The sequence below is a fragment of the Wolbachia endosymbiont of Drosophila incompta genome, assembly GCF_001758565.1.
Lineage (GTDB): Bacteria > Pseudomonadota > Alphaproteobacteria > Rickettsiales > Anaplasmataceae > Wolbachia > Wolbachia pipientis.
The window spans coordinates 114245-132789 of record NZ_CP011148.1 but is presented as its reverse complement, the minus strand read 5'-3'; the positions used below and the strand labels follow the sequence as shown (position 1 = coordinate 132789).

Annotated in this window: 22 protein-coding genes, 1 tRNA gene, 1 other RNA gene and 1 pseudogene; 13 read left to right on the top strand and 12 right to left on the bottom strand. The window is 34.1% G+C overall.

Annotation, left to right across the window (positions count from 1 at the left end; genetic code table 11):
• The coding region (gatB, locus tag WG67_RS00640) for an Asp-tRNA(Asn)/Glu-tRNA(Gln) amidotransferase subunit GatB (RefSeq protein WP_458694954.1) at positions 1-1216 on the bottom strand (1216 nt) is incomplete at its 3' end.
• A 1181-nt stretch (positions 1217-2397) separates the two neighbouring features.
• Here gatB and ruvX point away from each other — a divergent pair.
• The gene (gene ruvX, locus WG67_RS00635) at positions 2398-2865 is read left to right on the top strand and encodes a Holliday junction resolvase RuvX (protein WP_010082183.1); all 468 of its coding nucleotides are present in this window, start codon (positions 2398-2400) and stop codon (positions 2863-2865) included.
• A 44-nt stretch (positions 2866-2909) separates the two neighbouring features.
• Here ruvX and ruvC read toward each other — a convergent pair whose 3' ends face one another.
• The 11 genes and pseudogenes from ruvC to pheS all read right to left on the bottom strand — a co-directional run bounded on the left by ruvC (position 2910) and on the right by pheS (position 11962).
• Positions 2910-3398, bottom strand: a complete 489-nt coding sequence (gene ruvC / locus WG67_RS00630; RefSeq protein WP_038199503.1) for a crossover junction endodeoxyribonuclease RuvC — start codon at positions 3396-3398, stop codon at positions 2910-2912.
• On the bottom strand, positions 3399-4226 hold the full coding sequence (locus WG67_RS00625; protein WP_070356741.1) for a cytochrome c oxidase subunit 3: 828 nt from the start codon (positions 4224-4226) through the stop codon (positions 3399-3401).
• A 47-nt stretch (positions 4227-4273) separates the two neighbouring features.
• On the bottom strand, positions 4274-4933 hold the full coding sequence (locus WG67_RS00620) for a TenA family protein (RefSeq protein WP_010962391.1): 660 nt from the start codon (positions 4931-4933) through the stop codon (positions 4274-4276).
• Positions 4934-4977: 44 nt separating this feature from the next.
• Complete coding sequence (locus WG67_RS00615; protein ID WP_070356740.1) at positions 4978-5649, bottom strand: TenA family protein; 672 nt, start codon at positions 5647-5649, stop codon at positions 4978-4980.
• Positions 5646-6478 (bottom strand): annotated as a pseudogene (locus WG67_RS05855) (IS5 family transposase). The gene WG67_RS00615 and the pseudogene WG67_RS05855 overlap by 4 nt, the downstream one beginning before the upstream one ends.
• 228 nt (positions 6479-6706) lie before the next feature.
• The gene (gene metK, locus WG67_RS00600; protein WP_070356739.1) at positions 6707-7879 is read right to left on the bottom strand and encodes a methionine adenosyltransferase; all 1173 of its coding nucleotides are present in this window, start codon (positions 7877-7879) and stop codon (positions 6707-6709) included.
• 57 nt (positions 7880-7936) lie between these two features.
• Positions 7937-8013, bottom strand: a tRNA-Ile gene (locus WG67_RS00595).
• Between the two features lie 9 nt (positions 8014-8022).
• Positions 8023-8292: a 50S ribosomal protein L27 gene (rpmA, locus tag WG67_RS00590; RefSeq protein ID WP_010082252.1), complete on the bottom strand. Its 270-nt coding sequence runs from the start codon at positions 8290-8292 to the stop codon at positions 8023-8025.
• Positions 8293-8302: 10 nt separating this feature from the next.
• A complete protein-coding gene (rplU, locus tag WG67_RS00585) occupies positions 8303-8605 on the bottom strand; it encodes a 50S ribosomal protein L21 (RefSeq protein WP_010082251.1) in 303 nt (100 codons plus the stop codon).
• Between the two features lie 1020 nt (positions 8606-9625).
• The gene (glmU, locus tag WG67_RS00580) at positions 9626-10918 is read right to left on the bottom strand and encodes a bifunctional UDP-N-acetylglucosamine diphosphorylase/glucosamine-1-phosphate N-acetyltransferase GlmU (RefSeq protein WP_010962387.1); all 1293 of its coding nucleotides are present in this window, start codon (positions 10916-10918) and stop codon (positions 9626-9628) included.
• A complete protein-coding gene (gene pheS, locus WG67_RS00575) occupies positions 10919-11962 on the bottom strand; it encodes a phenylalanine--tRNA ligase subunit alpha (protein ID WP_010082249.1) in 1044 nt (347 codons plus the stop codon).
• A gap of 146 nt (positions 11963-12108) precedes the next feature.
• Between pheS and WG67_RS00570 the strand changes: the two genes are divergently transcribed.
• From WG67_RS00570 to WG67_RS05840, 12 genes are all read left to right on the top strand, one after another.
• Positions 12109-13839, top strand: coding sequence for a hypothetical protein (locus WG67_RS00570; protein ID WP_070356738.1), 1731 nt, complete (start codon positions 12109-12111; stop codon positions 13837-13839).
• Between the two features lie 181 nt (positions 13840-14020).
• The gene (locus WG67_RS00565) at positions 14021-14617 is read left to right on the top strand and encodes a riboflavin synthase (RefSeq protein WP_010082169.1); all 597 of its coding nucleotides are present in this window, start codon (positions 14021-14023) and stop codon (positions 14615-14617) included.
• Positions 14618-14674: 57 nt separating this feature from the next.
• Positions 14675-15265: a CvpA family protein gene (locus WG67_RS00560; protein ID WP_010962383.1), complete on the top strand. Its 591-nt coding sequence runs from the start codon at positions 14675-14677 to the stop codon at positions 15263-15265.
• A gap of 124 nt (positions 15266-15389) precedes the next feature.
• Positions 15390-15729: a transfer-messenger RNA gene (gene ssrA, locus WG67_RS00555) on the top strand.
• A gap of 21 nt (positions 15730-15750) precedes the next feature.
• Positions 15751-16188, top strand: coding sequence for a ClpXP protease specificity-enhancing factor SspB (locus WG67_RS00550; RefSeq protein ID WP_006279412.1), 438 nt, complete (start codon positions 15751-15753; stop codon positions 16186-16188).
• 200 nt (positions 16189-16388) lie between these two features.
• Positions 16389-16607 carry a hypothetical protein gene (locus WG67_RS00545; protein WP_006279413.1) on the top strand — a complete coding sequence of 73 codons (219 nt, stop codon included), beginning with the start codon at positions 16389-16391 and terminating at the stop codon, positions 16605-16607.
• Positions 16576-16881: a type II toxin-antitoxin system RelE family toxin gene (locus tag WG67_RS05845; RefSeq protein WP_310732675.1), complete on the top strand. Its 306-nt coding sequence runs from the start codon at positions 16576-16578 to the stop codon at positions 16879-16881. The genes WG67_RS00545 and WG67_RS05845 overlap by 32 nt, the downstream gene beginning before the upstream one ends.
• Before the next feature lie 98 nt (positions 16882-16979).
• The gene (locus tag WG67_RS00540; protein ID WP_070356737.1) at positions 16980-17201 is read left to right on the top strand and encodes a hypothetical protein; all 222 of its coding nucleotides are present in this window, start codon (positions 16980-16982) and stop codon (positions 17199-17201) included.
• The gene (locus tag WG67_RS00535; RefSeq protein WP_010962380.1) at positions 17182-17493 is read left to right on the top strand and encodes a type II toxin-antitoxin system RelE family toxin; all 312 of its coding nucleotides are present in this window, start codon (positions 17182-17184) and stop codon (positions 17491-17493) included. Before WG67_RS00540 ends, WG67_RS00535 begins: the two co-directional genes overlap by 20 nt.
• An 83-nt stretch (positions 17494-17576) precedes the next feature.
• Positions 17577-17798 carry a hypothetical protein gene (locus WG67_RS00530; RefSeq protein ID WP_006279415.1) on the top strand — a complete coding sequence of 74 codons (222 nt, stop codon included), beginning with the start codon at positions 17577-17579 and terminating at the stop codon, positions 17796-17798.
• Positions 17789-18064, top strand: coding sequence for a type II toxin-antitoxin system RelE family toxin (locus WG67_RS00525; protein WP_007550684.1), 276 nt, complete (start codon positions 17789-17791; stop codon positions 18062-18064). Before WG67_RS00530 ends, WG67_RS00525 begins: the two co-directional genes overlap by 10 nt.
• Before the next feature lie 171 nt (positions 18065-18235).
• A complete protein-coding gene (locus WG67_RS05840; RefSeq protein ID WP_006279515.1) occupies positions 18236-18514 on the top strand; it encodes a YggT family protein in 279 nt (92 codons plus the stop codon).
• Positions 18515-18545: the final 31 nt, after the last annotated feature.

Genomic DNA, 18545 nt, shown 5'->3' with positions numbered 1-18545 from the left:
CTTCTATAATTAAAGATGCAGGTTTGCCAGTTTCAAACATACTATCGAATACCTGCTTGCCAAGTTTAGCAGAGATTGTTCCATCAACGATAAAATCTAAGAGTTCGGACAAAGCATTTGCTTTGATTGGGGAGCTCACAATATCAATACCTGCTTTATTCAAACGACCAAAAAGCTCTACGGTTAACCAGGTAACGGCGAGCTTTGAATCATGTTTTTTTATCAATTCCTCAAAATAATCAGCAATTGCTTTATCGGAGGTAATGACGTTTGCATCGTATTCATTGATACCCAATTCCTCAATGTATCGCAGCTTTTTTTGATCTGGCAACTCGGGCAAAGATGATTGAATTAAATCAATTTTATCCTGGCTTACCTCAACAGGTAATAAATCAGGCTCAGGGAAGTATCTATAATCGCTTGCATCCTCTTTGCTTCTCATCACTTTTGTTTTTCCCGAAGCAACGTCAAACAATAAGGTATCTTGACTTATTTCTTCTCCACTTTCTAAAATTTCAATTTGTCTTTGTATTTCATAGTCTATAGCTTGCACAATATAACGTATCGAGTTCAGATTTTTTATTTCACAACGAGTGCCAAATGTACTACTGCCTTTTAGGCGGACAGAAACATTTGCATCACAACGAAGTGATCCCTTTTCCATATCACCATCACACGAACCAATGTAACGCAAAATCTGCCTCAATTTTTTCATGCATTCTGCAGCTTCCGCAGATGAACGGAGATCTGGTTCTGAAACAATTTCCATTAAAGCAACCCCTGCACGATTTAAATCTACATAAGTTTTGCTTTCCTCATGAACGCTCTTTCCTGCATCTTGCTCTAAATGAATTCTCGCAATTCTTATTTCCTTTTCATTGTCGTTGATAAATACTCTACCATTTTTAACTATTGGCTCAAAAAACTGGGTTATCTGGTAACCTTGCGGTAAATCAGGATAAAAATAATTTTTCCGATCAAAGTAAGAATACTTATTAATTTCTGCAGAAAGTGCAAGACCAGTGCGTATTGCTTGCTCTATGCAGTAATAATTTAGTATTGGCAGCGTACCTGGCATTGCCGCATCAACTAGAGAAACTTGAGTGTTATGCTCAGCACCAAATTCCGTTGATGAGCTAGAAAATAGCTTCGTATTAGAAGAAACTTGAGCATGCACCTCAAGCCCAATTACCGCTTCCCAATCCTCTTTCGTCATGTATTTTATTTAAATGATAATCTTAATATTCTGCAAAATTAGCACAAAAAGTCAAAACAAAACTCATGTTAGCTAAGTGGTATGCAGATTGTTTTACCCATAGAAACGGGTTAAATGCAAAAGATTACTTGACAAGCTTCGCCAGCCCTCTTATCATAAAATTGAAGCTATTTATTTATCTTCTCTGTACAGATTAAATGACAAAAAAACTCACGTATCTGGCGTCTCATGTTTAATTTTTTGCACTATGTGCACCTTATGTCTTTATCAAACTTCTACCTACATAAGCTGAAACGCGCTTATAAAGCGTTTAAAACATAAAAAAACGCCAACTTAAAAAATGGATAGTGAATAACTAGCTACCCTAGGGTTTCTTTTGCCTTTTTTTCTGTTTAGTAAATTTCTTAACGTTTATAATTTAGATTAGTTGCGGTTTAAAAGCAACTGAATCGCGGTTATTAAGTGTTTAGAATAAAAAAACGCCATACTTGAAAGTATAATGTAAGTAATTAGCCAACCACGGGGCTTCTTTTGCCTTTTTTTTCGTTTGGTAAATTTCTTAATGTTTGTAGCTAAACGATAACCGTCATCCCGCTACTTGTTAGCGGCCGAGATACCGCGAATGAATTGCGGTATGACGTAGGATTGCTGTCATTCCAGTGCCAAGCACTGGGATCCAGCCTTTATTATTTGGTTGAAATTAAGTCTTCTGGATCCCAGTGGGCTTTTTGCATGACACCATTCTTTTTCCTGGATTCCAGTGTCTGGGCACTGGAATGACATCCTCCCTTGTGGAGATTGCTCTCAAATCACAATGTTCGTACAGCTATGCAAACACAAAGGTGTCATTCCAGCGCGTGACGCTGGAATCCAGTTGAGCTATTTCAACAAAAATACTGCATTTTGAGATGAACGTCTATTCTCACCAGACTTATTTACAAGTATAACAATTAAAGTCTGGATTCCAGTGTCAAGCACTGGAATGACATCATAGGGGCACTGCCCTTTTGGATGGAAACCAGTGTCAGCTACTTAGATGATACCTTTTTTCTACTTAGTTTGGGTTATGCAAGAAGTCTATTGCATTCCTGAGCAATTTGATTCATTATTCTTTTTGTAAAAAATTTTCTTAACTTTCTCTCCACTTTTTTGGTAAGGTCACTTTAAAGGAAGTCTAATAGATGCTACATAGAAATCCAGATGAGTTTCTAAAGTCTATTCCAAAAGATAAGCGCATAATGTGCCTTGACATGGGAGAAAAGCAAATAGGCATAGCATTTAGCGATAAAACACAGCTCATAGCCACAGCTCATAGCATATATCACAGAAAAAATATGAGCAAAGATTTAGGTTATCTGCATAGAATATTCAAAGAAAATGAATCTGGATCAATGGTAATAGGACTACCATTAAAAATGGACGAGCAAGAAACTAAATGGTGTAAAACTATAATCCAATTCGCAAATAAAATAATAAAAAAATATAAAGTAAATATATACTTACAAGACGAAAGCTTCTCAACATCTATCGCAACTCATACACTAAAAATTACTGGAATATCAATCACAAAATCGAAAAAAATAGATGATAAAATCTCCGCATGTATTATTTTGCAACGAACGTTAGACAAGATAAATACAATCAAATAGTTTTTCCAGATCTGGAAATCTTCAAACTGAATCCCATATAAAAGTTACTCAACAAAACAAGAACCTTTCGTATAAGCATGACAAATTGCTACAGCAAGAGCGTCAGCAGCATGGTGGCATTTTATACTCAAATTTTTAACTATTTGCTTCACCATAAATATAATCTGATCCTTATCAGCATGGCCATTTCCGGTAATGCTTTTTTTTACATAGTTTGCATCATATTCATTCATAGTTAGCTTTGTTATTTTTAACGCTAAAATTACAACCCCTCTTGCATATCCTAAAGTTAGTGAAGATTTAGGATTTTTATTAACAAAAATTTTCTCCACCGCAGCTTCATTCGGAGAGTATAGGGAAATTACTTTCTTTAATTGTTCAAAAATTATATGTAGGCGTTCACCTGTACCCAATTTACCATCAGTTGATATGGTACCGCCGCCCAAAAATTCAATATTATTTTTTTCGTTCAGGCTGATAATGGCCCACCCAGTCTTGCTTATTCCTGGATCTAGACCTATTATTTTAACCACTTAATAAACGCTTAACCAATAGACAAACAAAAATAAAAATATCCAGACTACATCTACAAAGTGCCAATACCAGGAGGCAAACTCAAAGCACAAATGGTCCTGAAGTGTAAATTGGCCTTTCCGTGCTCTAAATAAACACACTGATAAAAATATTATTCCTATTATAACGTGTGCGCAGTGAAAACCGGTAATCATATAAAAATTGGATGTATAAATAAGCTTTTCTCCTGTTTCTTGTAGAGAAAAACTCGCTTCATGATACTCTATTGCTTGCACTATTATAAAAAAAACTCCAAGCAATATAGTTATGGACAGCATTTTAATCATGCTCTTTTTATCATTTTTAAGTAAAGAGTGATTTGCCCAAGTAATTGTTGTACCAGAAAGCAATAATATTAATGTATTCATGAATGGTAGTGACCACGGATCAGGTGGCAAAATTCCCTCAGGGGGCCATTCAACTTTTTTTGCAGGAGAAAACGCCTCAAATAAAAAAACTGGATCAAGCCAGGCTTTAAAGAATGAACAAAAGAACACTATAAAAAATACGACCTCCGAGAGAATAAACAAGTACATTGCAAATTTGAGTCCATGTTTTACAATGGCAGTGTGACATTTGTCATAAATGGCCCCCCTTATTACATCTCTCCACCAATAAAACAGCACCCCTGATACTGCGGAGATTCCCAAAACTAAACAAAACATTCCGACAATTTGTTTATGAAGCGCGCCAACTAATCCAAGTGCAAGAATAAGAATTGCTGCTGATACAGCAATTGGCCAAGGGCTTGGATCCACTAAATGAAAATCATGTTCTTTACTTTTCATAGCATTTTAAAAAATACTTATTAAGGATACAAATTAGCTTAAAATTGTCAATGTTCCTTAGGAAATTGATTGAATCTTGAAAAATTATATGCACCGTTCAAAAAATCTAACACAAATTGTGCAGTTATTCTAAACAACTCAAGCATTCTGCTCTTTTCGTTTTCTCTTGCTCTGCTGCAATATCCATCAACAATATTTTCCAAAATAATGCATCCAGACTTTACTGAATCACTGTAACAAAAATTAAACCAATCCCTATATCTATTATTTTTCTTGAATCTATTTTTCATGCTATCAACGACAGTCTCGTATATAAACATGCAAGAATACAAAACCGTCATAGCCTCATAGGTATTACTATGCGAGATGGATAAAAGAAAATTAGTGAAATTAAAACACTCAAGAGATTTCTTTTCGCGACTTATACCGTACATAGTAAAGTAGTAGTCATATAGCATTCTATTAACAGTCACTACTCTTTGGGCTACTTCAGCAAGCGAGATAATACTACTATAATCTTCCATTTTGGATGCAGTAATTAAGGTGGTACGAATATAATCACCTAAGAACAACGTCTTTTGTTGAGCATAGAATTTGAAGTTCTCTATATTTAGGGTGTTATTCGCTAACTCAACATTAAAAGGATGCTCAATTATATCCTTTAAAAGATTTGACCCGTAACAGCTCCTAATTATGCCACTGAACACTGTAGTTACCGATAAAAGATCAAGTTAACGTAAATAATCCGCTGCTAATATTCTTTGCTAGATATATTAGAGTAATATGCCTCATCCCAAAACATTATTTCTAATTCCAGCCCTTTCTTAAAAAACTCATACATCCTCTTTTTTTCACAGTCACTAGCTTTTTTATATAGCTTATTTGTAATATCAGTAACCTCATCAATTACAGCATTTACTGTTTCGCTACTATAAATGTTGATCCACTCTTTGTATTTGTTATTTTTAACCCCTTTAGTTGTTATCTCATTTACCATATGACGTATAACGATTTGGTATATGTTAAAGCAAGAATAAGATGCTACTAAAGCTTCATTAACAGAATTGTGATATGCGGCACTCATGAAAAAGTCAGTAAAGGCAGAACAAGCTCTTGACTTTTTGTGATCATCAGATAGATCACAATCTTCAAAATATTTTTTATACTGTTCTCGAACATAAAATGCTCCTTGTGCCAAATTGATTAAACTACTCATCATTTCAATATCATCAACTCTAGCTGCAACAATTAAAAAAGCACGAGCGCAATCTATACAATACAGAAAATCCTGCTGAAGGTAGAATTTGAATTTTTCATAATCTAATGTATTATTTATCAATTCAACATTAAAAGGGTGTTCTTTTATTTTATCAATAAGATCAGAAAACTCTTTTAGAGGTTGTCCGGAAACTAGTAAATTCAAGCATATTCCCTCTTTAACATAACCCTACTCATAGCTAGGTATATGAAATTCTCAGTGGATGTTGTGAGTAAATCATACTCCTTCGATAGCCTTCTATTCCTATTAACCCAAGCAAAAGTCCTTTCTACAACCCATCTTCTTGGCTGTACTTTAAACCCTTGTTCTCTTGTTGGTAGTAGCTCAGGTGGCGTATCTTTGTGCACCCAAAATCTACATGGAGGCCTTTTAACAATTTCAATATCTATGTCATATTCTTCCTTTATGTGATTCTTTAAATTTCTTCCTTGGTATCCCATGTCAGCCCACATTTTTTTAACTTTAGTATATTTTGTTCTCATATTGTTTAATGCTATTTTAATACCATCTCTATCATTTTCGTTAGCAGCGCCTACGTAACAACCTAGTATAAAACCCTGAGTGTCTGTAATTATATGCCTTTTTCTACCCTTTACTTTTTTACTTCCATCATAGCCTTTGATCCCCCCTTTTCTGTAGTCTTTACAGATTGACTATCTACTATACAGGCACTCGGCTGCTCATTCCTTCCTATTTTTCTTCTACTATATTTTGTAATTTCATAATTCATTTTCTCAAAAATTCCCTGCTTCTTCCATTGCCTGAACTGCTCATACACAGTCTTCCATAGCGGAAAATCATTTGGTAAATACCGCCATTGACACCCTGTACGCAATACATAGAAAATTGCTTCTAATATTTCTCTTTTGCTATACTTTGGCGGCCTTCCTCCTTTCTTGTATGATACTCTGAAGTGTTTTTCTATTCTTGCCCATTCCCTTTCGCTTAGATCTGTTGGATACTTTTTTCTCATCTTTACCCCGTACTAAAATTTCAGATATTATAGCCTTTTACTTGTTTCCGGACAACCTCTTACAATTACGTTGTACAGTTCTCCTTCTATTTCCTTATACACTTTATAAGCCTCACAATAAAAATTGAATATAAAAATTATTACTAATATGGTATAATTATTATGAAAAAGCGTGCTATGCTTTAACAATAAGCTAGTATATAAATATGGGGCTGTAAATCAAAAATTTTAGCAATCTAAAGAAATTTTACTATTACCTTCTATATTGAATTCTCTACGAAGATCAGCAGACAAGTTTATGCTTTCCCAAGAAAATCCACCGTCACTTTCTGACTCTTTACCAAAATGTCCATAACAGGCTGTACGTTTATATATAGGATGATTAAGCGATAAATGCTTGATTATGCCTTTTGTTGATAAATCTATATTATTCTCGATAAACTTTTTAATTACTCTTTCCTCTACCTTATTCGCACCAAATGTATCAATATAGAATGAAGTAGGTTTTGATACACCAATTGCATAAGAAAGCTGCACAAGACAACGTTCAGCCAAACCTGCAAAGACAATATTTTTAGCAAGATATCTTGCCATATAAGCCGCAGATCTATCAACTTTGGTTGCATCTTTTCCGGAAAACGCTCCTCCACCGTGTGGAATATAACCTCCATAAGTATCAACCATAATTTTTCGTCCGGTTAATCCACAATCACTAACCGGTCCACCAATAACAAATCTACCAGTTGGATTGACTAAGAGATTTTCCTCAGGACACATCCATCCTTCAGGTAAAGATGAAACTATGTAAGGGTAAATTATTTCTTTTACTTTTGATTGATCCAAATCCTCAGGGTGCTGTATTGAGACAATAATACTTTCAGCACGTACCGGGAGGTTATTCTCATATGCCAAAGTGATTTGTGACTTTGCATCTGGACCAAGTTTTGCTTCTTTAACTGCGCTCATGATATTTTTCAGAATCGAGTGTGCATAAAAAATGGGTGCCGGCATAAGGTTTTCTGTCTCTGTTGTTGCATAGCCATACATTATGCCCTGATCTCCAGCACCTTGATCCAACCCTATTGCAATGTCATTTGATTGCTCATGCAGCAATATATTTACTTTCACTTTTCTCCAGTGGAACCCATCGTGCTTGTAACCAATATCTTTTATTGTATTCCGTACAATACTTTCAATCCTGCTATTTTTGATGTTAGGCCCAAACACTTCCCCAGCTATAATAACGTTATCTTTGCTGACTAAAGTCTCTATTGCAGCTCGCGCAAAAGGATCAGTAAAAAGGTACTCATCAAGTATTGCATCTGAAATTTGATCTGCTACTTTATCTGGATGACCAGCCGCCACTGATTCACTGGTTACTAAATTTTTATATAAACTCATGTTTTTGCTTATACAATATCAAAACCGCTATAGAAAACACAGTTAGTAACTACTAAATGGTGGGTCTGGGAAGAGTTGAACCTCCGACCTCACGCTTATCAGGCGTGCGCTCTAACCACCTGAGCTACAGACCCCTGATTTATTCAAGCTGAAGCTTTCATATTATCTGTAGGCAAGATATCAATAAAAGTCTTTTTATTTGCTGATCTTCTAAAGCTGACCCAGCCTTCTATTTTAGCAAAAATCGTATGATCTTTACCTATACCAACATTCTTTCCAGGATGGAATTTTGTGCCTCTTTGGCGCACAATTATGTTACCAGGAATAACCTTCCCATTCTTCTTTATTCCTAACCTACGACCCGCTGAATCTCTACCATTACAGGAACTACCACCTGATTTTTTAGTTGCCATATCTTACCTCTTACTTTTGAAGACTAATTTCATTTATACGAAGAACAGTTATATACTGCCTATGACCAGTTTTCCTACGGTAATTTTTTCTTCTTTTCTTCTTAAAGATTATAATTTTTTCCCCCCTGCACTGCTCCAACACTTCAGCTTTAACAGTAGCATTAGATGAATAAGATAAGCCACTATTTGAAATACAAATCACCTTATTGATTTCCACCTCTTTTTTTTCTTCAGCTTCTAACTTCTCTACCTTTATTATACTACCTTCTTTTACTAAATATTGCTTTCCACCAGTCTCAATTACTGCAAACATGATAAATATAAATTATTGTTATTAACTTTAATCGTAAACGATGTCATATACGCTGTCAATATAAATAAAAAGCATGACTTAACGTTCTTTTTGAGCTACTAAAATACTTCTATCTGTTTTCATCTTTTATCTACCTTTTCTCAGACAGTAGACTTCTTGCATAACCTAAGCAGAAAAAAGGCAAATAGTTATTATAGCTCTAAGTTTACCGACACCGTCATGCAAGTAGCCCCTTCTCCTGTCATCCGAGTAGCTTGACACTGGTTCCTTTATGACGATGTCATCCAAGTGTCAGCTACTCGGATGACAAAAAAAGGAGCACTAGGATGACATCATCCTTTTTTGGCATTCCAGTGTCACGCACTGGGATGACAGCAGTCCTACGTCATACCGCCGCGAACCGTCATACCGCGATTCATTCGCGGTATCTCAGCAATAGATCCCGCTAACAAGCAGCGGGATGACGATTGTCGTTTAGCCATAAACATTAAGGAATTTACCAAATGAAAAAAAAGGCAAAAGAAACCCTAGTCATTGTCTATTTTCAGTATTGGCGTTTTTTAAGTCTTAAACACTGCAATTTAGCTGCTTTTAATTGCAACTAACCTACGCTGCAAATGTTTAAGAAATTTACTAAGCAGAAAAAAAGACAAAGGACCCCCGAGTTAGCTAGTCTTTTACTATCTCTGTCGAGTATTGGCATCTTTTGATGTCTTGTAACGCTTTATAAGCGCGTTCAGCTTATTTAGATAAAAATCTAGATGTAGATGAAGTTTTGTAAAGACATACAGTATCTATATACTGCAAAAAATTGAACATAAGACGCCGATACATTAAGTAATCCTTACCTTTTAATCTGCAGATTGGCGAAAGCAAATACAATAGCTTCACTGTTATGATAAGGGGGCTGGCGGAGTTTGTCAAGGAAGTTTTTTTGTTTCTATTCCCAATAAAAGTTTGTTATATGGTTATGCAAGAAGTCTAATATTAAAAATGACACAACAACATAATTAAATTAGACTACTTTATTCTCTTAGTTACTTGCTTTTCTCTTGCTATTGCAAGGCTTTTTTCTGGTACATCCTCAACTATAACACTACCTGCTGCAATTACAGATTCATCATGAATATTAAGCGGCGCAATTAGTGAGCTATTGGCGCCAACAAAGCAATTGCTCCCTATATTCGTTTCATGTTTATTTTTCCCATCATAATTACAAACAATAGTGCCTGCTCCTATATTACTCTCCTGCCCTACTTTAGCATTTCCTATATAACTTAAGTGTTTTATTCTAGTGTTTTGACCAACTTCACTTGTTTTCACTTCCACAAAATTTCCTATTTTTGCCTTATTACCAATTGTTGTGTTTCCGCGTATTCTGGTAAATGGACCGACCTCAGCATTACTTTTAATTAAGCAGTTTTCTAAATGCGAAAATGGCAGTATTTTCGCACCAGACTCTATTTTCACTCCAGTACCGAAAAAAACATATGGGTAAATAACTGAATCTCTGGCAATTTGCGTATCAAGAGAAAAGAAAACAGTCTCTGGTGCAACAAGCGTTACTCCGGAGTCGGTAAAAATTTTTCTTTTATTTTCTTGAAAGTAAAACTCAGCTTTTATAAGGTCATTTCTGTTATTTATTCCCGTTGCTTCTTCTCCACCGGTAATAACGTAACCGACATTTAAATTACTCTTCACTGCAATGGAAACTATATCGGTCAAGTAATATTCATGAGTTGAGCTATTGCACTCTATTTTCTCCACCAATTCACGTAAATTCTTTGCACATGCAACCATTATTCCAGCATTTGCAAGAAATTCTTCATGATTATTTTTATCACTCTTTGCTTCTACGATTTCTCTTAAGGAACCATTCTCAATAATTAACCTACCGTATTCTTTATTGCTTGTCCTAAAACCTAGGCAAACTAGAGCCTTGCCTTCTAAATAACTAATCATTTTAGTTATTGTGCTGCTTTTTATGAGCGGAGTATCCCCATACTGCACAACAACTATGCTTGAATCTGGCAATTCTCTTAGGTTTCTCATCGCAGTTTTGACCGCATCTCCCGTGCCAAGTGTTAATTCTTGTGTAATTAACTGTATATCCTTAAAACACTTTAGTCTTTCAATTAAAGGCTGATCAACTACAACAGCAATATTTTCAGGATTTAACTGTTTTGCATTGTAAATGACATGCTGGAGCATGGAAAAACTGCCTATTTTGTGTAGGACCTTAGGCAAATCTGAATTCATCCGCCTGCCATGCCCTGAAGCAAGTATAACGAACGTATGAGTTTTACTTATCACTTATCTTAAAGATGAAAAATGAAAACCGTAATGATCAAGCCAGCTGATTTTGTTGTCATAAAAGCTCCTCAAGTCGCTAATTTGATATTTTAGCATTGCAAGCCTTTCTATACCAATGCCAAACGCAAAACCGTTGTATTTAGTATGGTCTATTCCAACATTTTGAAATACATTTGGATGCGTCATACCGCATCCCAGTACTTCTATCCATTTACTACCTTTATAACTTATGTCCACTTCCGCAGAAGGCTCGGTAAAAGGGAAAAAACTATTACGAAAACGTATCTTCAGCCCTTTATCGCCAAAGAACTTATTAAGGAAGTGATGAATAGTAAATTTTAACTGGCCCATATTGACATTCTCATCGACATATAACCCCTCTATTTGATGGAACATAGGGGTGTGAGTTGCATCAAAGTCGTTTCTGTATACTCTACCTGCGGCTACTATTTTAATTGGGAATTTTTTTGTTTTTTCCATGGTTCTAATCTGTACAGATGAGGTGTGAGTGCGCAGTACCATTCTTTTATCATCTATTTTATTCTTTAAGTAGAAGGTATCTTGCTCCTCTCGTGCAGGATGATGACTTGGAGTATTCAGTGCATCAAATACATGAAATTCATCTTCAATGTCAGGGCCATCAACTGCCTTAAAACCCATATGTGCAAAAATAAGCTTTACTTCATTTAGAACCTTACTGAGTGGATGGACCTTGCCAATTTTTTCTGGCCTCGCAGACAACGTGATATCAACTGCCTCGTTCTGCAATTTAAAGTTAACTTCTTCGGCTTTTAGTATATTCTCCTTATTCATTATAAGCTGATCTAGCTTATTACGTAAAACGTTGATAACTTCGCCTAAATTGCGCTTTTTTCCTGCGTCTTCTATCTCTTTTAAGTTGTCAAAATAAGCTTTAATTACACCCTTTTTTCCCAAATATGATAGCCTAACTTTTTCTAAATCTTGTAAAGAAGAAGCATTCTCAATTTCGGAAACTGCTTTATCTTCAAGTGAAAGTATGTCATCTAATAACTCTTTATTCATCTTAAAAACGCTGGCTTAAACTTTCATTATAGTGAAATTTTAAATATCATCAACAATCCGAAAAATTGCCCTATTCTGATTATTAATTTATTGACTGATTAATCTTTTTTATTTACCTTTGCGTTGATGAATTTGCTGTATCAACTATGCACAACAGTAATACTGAAACTAAGAATAAGTATAAAATAGAGGATTTACCTAAGCTCTTTAAGGAAAAATCCAGAAACATAAGTAAAGCATTTTCTAGCGAAACAATTAAGATCAGTACTATTCGCTCGAGAAGTATTGAAAGTAATATACAAGAATTTTCATTTGAGCTAACAGCAACAGATAAAGACACCTTTAATATAAGATTATTTCGAATAAACTCTTTAATTAATTTTTTCAAAATCTGCCTTTCCCGGGAAAAAAATTTTACAGCCAACATAAAAGTGCCCAAAGAAAGCAGTGAACTATATAATAACTACTGTAAAACTAACAGTTATAAAACTGTAGAAGAATTCGTAAATAGTGCTCCGCCTCAAATCCTTCTGCAGGGCACAACGATAACGCTACAAACAGACGTTGAAAACATTAACCTGGACAACTTGTACCAAATCGAGTTATTTCTAAATGAAAAGCTACAACATGCAGAAAAAACTGAAAATGAAGACAAAAAAGAACAGAGTGAAACTAACCAAAAAAATGCACAAAATAAACAAATCGTACCAGTTACAGGCTCATTTGGCTTCGATGTAACAAATAATGGAAAACAAGTTACACGTGTTTCGATAGTAGTTGCTGCAATGCATGAAAACGTTTTCTGGTTTAGATCTTTTTTCTGTCTACCCAATTTTTTTAATACGTCACAATTCTTTTCCCAACAATTGCCAAAATTTTCTATAAAGAGCAACAATATACCATTTGGTGTTATTCCAGCGTTTGACCAGGAAAAAAGAAACATGGATCCAAGTAGTCAAGCTACTCGGATGACAGGGGGTAGTATAGAAAATCCAATACCTCAAGAAGCAGAACAGAATGTAGGTCAAACTACTTCGCACACAGAGTATTTTAAGGCTAACAGAAAAAAGAAGTCAAAAAAGCAGACCAAAGAACTATCAGAGAAAGAAAAACCATTAGCCATAAAACAAGCACAAAATGATGCTAGAGTAGCTATGATAGATAACCAAATTGAGCACAGGGGGAAAAAACTCGATAAAATATTTATTGAAGTGATGAGTGGATACAAAAATCAAGATCCAGAAACATTTTGCAATATTTTCAGCTCAGTATTCAATATTGTTTACTTTCAAGATAAACAATTACATGCAATATTAGAGCCAGGCGAGATATCAGAAGTATTACAGATACTCGAAAGGCCACAACCTCTTAGTAACTCACTTTTAGGTAAAGAATATTTACAAAAACAAGTATATAGAAAAAAAGAGCAATTGCTTAAATTAGTTTCAGGTGTTTATATACAACAACCTTCTCCACAACATGAAAATACTCCTCATAAATCTACAAACCCTTTACCAATTAAAGATCTTTCACCAGCAACAAATGAAGCTAAAACTCTACCACCTACTAACATTACACTCAAATCATCATTAAAAACTGTATTTTCCTCAAAAAAGGCTTATTTTTGTCTATTTATAATAGTAGCATCTGCATCAACACTTTGCTTATGGCATTTTCCGTTAGGAAAAGTGTCAATGTTAAAAGGATTAGTGCCACCAGAAAAAAGAGAAAGTATTGGGCTAGCATTGAACATAGGGTTACCAATATTAACTGCATTATGTGTTCTGAGTTTGGCTTATTTCATATATTCTGAATATTCTATAGAATCTATTGAACAAGTAAGTGAAAACGATCCCCTTTCTCGCGCCTATAGCTAGTGCAGGCTCAGTTTTCCTACGTCATACCGTCACGGTATCTCTAGATCCCGCTAACACGTAGCGGGATGACGAATTTGTCGTTTTTTAAATTGTCGGTAAACCAGAATTACTTTAACTATAACAAAATAGAAATAAGTTGTTGTAAAAAATTTTTCATGGTAAAATTATTTATTTTCACCATATGTTTAAAGGAATTATCACGGATATCGGGACTATAACTGATACTACCACTCACTCCAACTCTGATCAAATTTTCCATATCAAGACACAAAATTTATCCTCTATAAATAAAGGAGATTCAATAGCTTGCTCTGGTGTGTGTTTAACTGTTGTTGATATAATGAGCGATACATTTACAGTCCAAGCATCTCAAGAAACTATGAAGGTTGCTAACTTAAATACGTGGAGAATAGGAAAAAAAATAAATCTCGAACAAGCAATGAGATTAAGCGATAAGATCGATGGCCACCTGGTTCAGGGTCATGTTGATGGGATAGTAAAATTTTTAACAATTAATCAAAATTTAGATTCTCATGAAATCAAACTATCGTGCCCACAAGAATTAATTAAATTTGTTGCAAAAAAAAGCTCCGTTACACTAGATGGGGTTTCCCTCACAGTGAATTCAGTTATTAATCAGGAATTTACAGTAAATATCACTCCCTATACATGGGAAAATACAACTTTTCAGTACAACAAAGTAAATGATTATTTGAATTTAGAAATTGACATGATCGCTAGGTATTTAGATCAATTGATGCAGCATAAATACAATTAATTTTACAACCTTGTTATTTACAACTATTATATCTTGAAAACCATATAGATATAAAACATGCTTTTCGATAGCCTAATTATCTTCATTGTTGTTCTATGCGTAATAATCTCGGTAACTAGAGGCTTTATAAAAGAGCTATGCGCACTAATGTTTCTATTTTTATCGGTCTTTCTGACAGCTAATCACTATGATTTTTTCGCTCCAAATTATAGTAAATATTTTGATTCTAAAGTTACACTAAACATACTTTCTACAATCTCTGTATTTATTATACTTAATCTTATATTCATGATAATAAATAACTGGCTAATGTACATATTATCACCCATAAGGTTGGGGTTTATCGATAGAGTTACTGGAATCTTTCTCGGAGTGCTTAAAGGAATATTGCTCTCTTATGTATTATTTTTTGCTGTGCACTTATATTGCTACACAGTATATGACAAAAAAGAGGGAGAGTATAAAATAGAAGCAGAAGACATATTGCCTAATTGGATAATAAATTCACACTCTTATCAGGCTTTATTTGTGACAGCAGAAGAAGTAATTGACATGTATGTACCAGAGTCGTTGATACTAAAAATAAAAGAGATCGGTGGAGAAATGGTTGATCAAGAAAAACCTAAAAACAATAAAAAAGAAGAGTAAATATTTATTTATAAATATTTTCATTGGGAGTATTCAAAAAGCCATATGTGTCAGGTTAAGAGCACAGAATTTTTTACTGGAAATATTAATTTTGTTTTAGCAATAAATCAACTTAAGGTCATAATATCTTGACATTTATTTAATGTTGCTATATAATAGCTATGTACATTTTGTGTACTATAGCAATAAAATTACCTTGTAATAGGTGTATTGGACCCGAGGGCAGTACTCGGCGTCTTCACCATGTTTTTTAATTTATATGGGGACGAATAAGGATCGACATGCATAGTAAAGATGGTAGCTTTGCTCGGTTAGACACCACCGCTAAGAGTTCATAATTTAAATGCAAACGATAATTTTGCTGCTGAAGACAATGTCGACGCAATAGCTGCTTAATTTAAGCACTATAACTTCATTGCTATAAGCACGGTTCAGGGAACGCCGGGTAACAGAAGTTCCCCAAAATTTACGTATGTGAAAGTTATATGGAGCAAACAGATTACAAAAAACTGCTTAATTCTGCTAAGTTTCAAGTTATCAAAAAGACTTTAGATGTTATATCAGGTAATGGTTTTATCCCTCACTTAGAAATATTATTTTTCACATATTTTAATGGTGTGACCATGCCAGATCGTTTGAAAAAGTCATACCCTACTCAAATGCTTATTATATTACAGCATCAATTCTATGATTTAAAAGTTTCTGAGGATAAATTTAGCGTCAGTTTGAGTTTTCAAGGAAAACAAGAGCGAATTACTATACCGTTTTTTGCTATTAGTGAGTTTCGTGATAAAATTTCAGGAGATGTTTTAATATTTGACAAAATCAGTATCGACTCTGATAAAGAATACAAAAGTGAAAAATGTACTGAAAAACTATCAAACGGTAGTATTATATCCATAGATCAACTGCGTGATGAGTAACTGCTCATCTTTATAAACAAAAAATATTAATAGAAAAAAGTGGTCTAACTTAAGTAATAGAATAGAGGGTAGATAAATATGCTAAATCTTTAATTATTTATTAACGCAGGTGGCAAAATTTTTCTTACATATCATCAACTTCCTTTATTGAAAAATTCAGAAAAATGTTGTATAATTATTAGTAGACTTTGGTAAAACATATGACAGATTCAGGAATTAGTATAACTTTTGACCCAAAAACTTCACATAACCTTACTAAGTTAGCTGAAATCACCAAGGAATCCGTTCAAGAACTAGCAAAAAGGTTAGTCATCGAAGGAATCGAGTGCGAAGTAGAAGATATTGCGTTATATAAAACTATTAAGGAATGTGAGGATGTAGACTGGAATACAGTACTATCTGAAAGGGAGAGGACATAAACTGAAATACGATATTGTCTACTCAAAAAACTTTACTGAAAGAGATTTTCTAAATCTTCCAAAAACAATAAGATCAAGGATTACAAAAGCGATAAACGAGCGGCTTACAACTGATCCAATTAAATTTGGTAAACCATTACGTGGCAGGCTAAAAGGGTATAGAAGAATAAGGGTTAGTGATTATCGAATTATTTATACTGTAAATATTGCAAAACATAAGGTATTTGTTGCTACAGCAGGACATAGAGACACCATTTATGAGAAGGCTACTTGATAAACATTAAATATATTTTTATACAGCCCTCCTTCCTTTATTGAAAAATTAAAAAAAATGTTGTAAAATAGCTATAGTAGTAGACTTTGGTAAAACTGATGGTAAATTCAAAAGTTAGTGTAACTTTCAACCCAGAAACTTCGCAGCATCTTGTTGAACTAGCTAGAGCCACCAAGCAGTCTGTTCAAAAATTAACAGAAAAGCTAGTCAAGGAAGCAATCGAACTTGAAGCGGAAGATATTGCATTTTCCAAAATTATTAGGGAGTTAAATTCTGATGATACAGAAGAAGTAGAGGATAGTGAAGACATCTGGAAATAAGCAATACACCATTAAATATCTAAAGCATGTTCTTAAAAGAAATTTGCCTTCCTTGCCGGAAGATGTAAAGCCAAGTATTAAAGATGCAATAAAAGAGTATCTTGAGACTGATCCTATTGGTAACGGTGTGTTGCTACGCAAGAGATTAAAGGAACATAGAAGAATAAAAGTTGCTGATGATTATCGTATTGTCTACCGTGTAAATACTGTAAAACGTATAGTAATTATTGTTTCAATAGGACACAGGGACAATATTTACAAGCAGGCAATATTGGACCTACTGAAACATTAAATATATTTTTATACACCACTCCTTTCTTTATTGAAAAATTAAAAAAAATGTTGTATAATTATTAGTGGACTTTGGTAAAACATATGGCAAATTCAGGCATTAACATAGCTCTTAGCGAAGAAACTTTAAAGCATCTTGCTGAATTATCTGAATTTACTAAACAGCCCGTTCAAGAATTAGCAGGAAAACTATTTAGAGAAGCAGTTGAGCTTGAAATGGAGGATTTTTTAGTATCTAAAATTTCTGATGAGCGTGATGTTGAAGGTGCAGAAACAGTTGATTTTGAAGATATTAAGTGGGATTAGAGCGTTACAAGGTTAAGTCTCTAAAGAGTGTTGTTGAAAAAGATTTACCAAACCTTCCAAAGATAATAAGGCTAAGAGTTCAAAAGGCTATAAAAGAACGTCTTACAGTTGACCCAATAAATTTTGGTGAACCACTACATCATAACTTAAAAGGATGTAGAAGGCTAAGAGTTGGTGACTATCGTGTAATTTACAGAGTAAATCAATTAGATCATATAGTAACTATCACAGAGATAGGACATAGAGATGATATTTATAAGAAATAAATATCAACATTAATATATATTATACACCCCTCCTTCCTTGTCCATTCTCTACTTTAGGTGGCTTTGCGCAGCTCAAAAAATGAAGTTTTTTTTGGTTCAGCAAAAACAACATTTTGAGTTTGAAAAGGCTAAATACTTGTCTTTTATATAACTTTCGTGTAATAGATATGTATGCATCCAATCATATATCTACTCAATACGTTACTTGATCTTTATAGCTTCATTCTAATATGTTGGGTTGTCCTAAACTGGCTGGTTAAACTTAATATGGTGAACATATATAATGAAACTGTCAGTAGCATAATGCACATCTTGAACCAATTGACATATCCACCACTAAAGATTATTAGAAGATATATACCACCGTTCAACGGATTAGATTTATCTATAATGATATTGCTAATAACAATTCACTTTGTAAAATATACAGTAGCTTACTACTTTAGGTAGATGTTAAAAAAATATCTAAAATCAGCAATAT

Coding starts and splice junctions, on each gene's coding strand:
- ruvX (WP_010082183.1), top strand. CDS start 2,398: ATGCTACATAGAAATCCAGATGAGTTTCTAAAGTCTATTCCAAAAGAT.
- WG67_RS00625 (WP_070356741.1), bottom strand. CDS start 4,226: ATGAAAAGTAAAGAACATGATTTTCATTTAGTGGATCCAAGCCCTTGG.
- metK (WP_070356739.1), bottom strand. CDS start 7,879: ATGAGTTTATATAAAAATTTAGTAACCAGTGAATCAGTGGCGGCTGGT.
- rpmA (WP_010082252.1), bottom strand. CDS start 8,292: ATGGCAACTAAAAAATCAGGTGGTAGTTCCTGTAATGGTAGAGATTCA.
- rplU (WP_010082251.1), bottom strand. CDS start 8,605: ATGTTTGCAGTAATTGAGACTGGTGGAAAGCAATATTTAGTAAAAGAA.
- pheS (WP_010082249.1), bottom strand. CDS start 11,962: ATGAATAAAGAGTTATTAGATGACATACTTTCACTTGAAGATAAAGCA.
- WG67_RS00570 (WP_070356738.1), top strand. CDS start 12,109: ATGCACAACAGTAATACTGAAACTAAGAATAAGTATAAAATAGAGGAT.
- WG67_RS00565 (WP_010082169.1), top strand. CDS start 14,021: ATGTTTAAAGGAATTATCACGGATATCGGGACTATAACTGATACTACC.
- WG67_RS00560 (WP_010962383.1), top strand. CDS start 14,675: ATGCTTTTCGATAGCCTAATTATCTTCATTGTTGTTCTATGCGTAATA.
- WG67_RS00550 (WP_006279412.1), top strand. CDS start 15,751: ATGGAGCAAACAGATTACAAAAAACTGCTTAATTCTGCTAAGTTTCAA.
- WG67_RS00545 (WP_006279413.1), top strand. CDS start 16,389: ATGACAGATTCAGGAATTAGTATAACTTTTGACCCAAAAACTTCACAT.
- WG67_RS00540 (WP_070356737.1), top strand. CDS start 16,980: ATGGTAAATTCAAAAGTTAGTGTAACTTTCAACCCAGAAACTTCGCAG.
- WG67_RS00530 (WP_006279415.1), top strand. CDS start 17,577: ATGGCAAATTCAGGCATTAACATAGCTCTTAGCGAAGAAACTTTAAAG.
- WG67_RS05840 (WP_006279515.1), top strand. CDS start 18,236: ATGCATCCAATCATATATCTACTCAATACGTTACTTGATCTTTATAGC.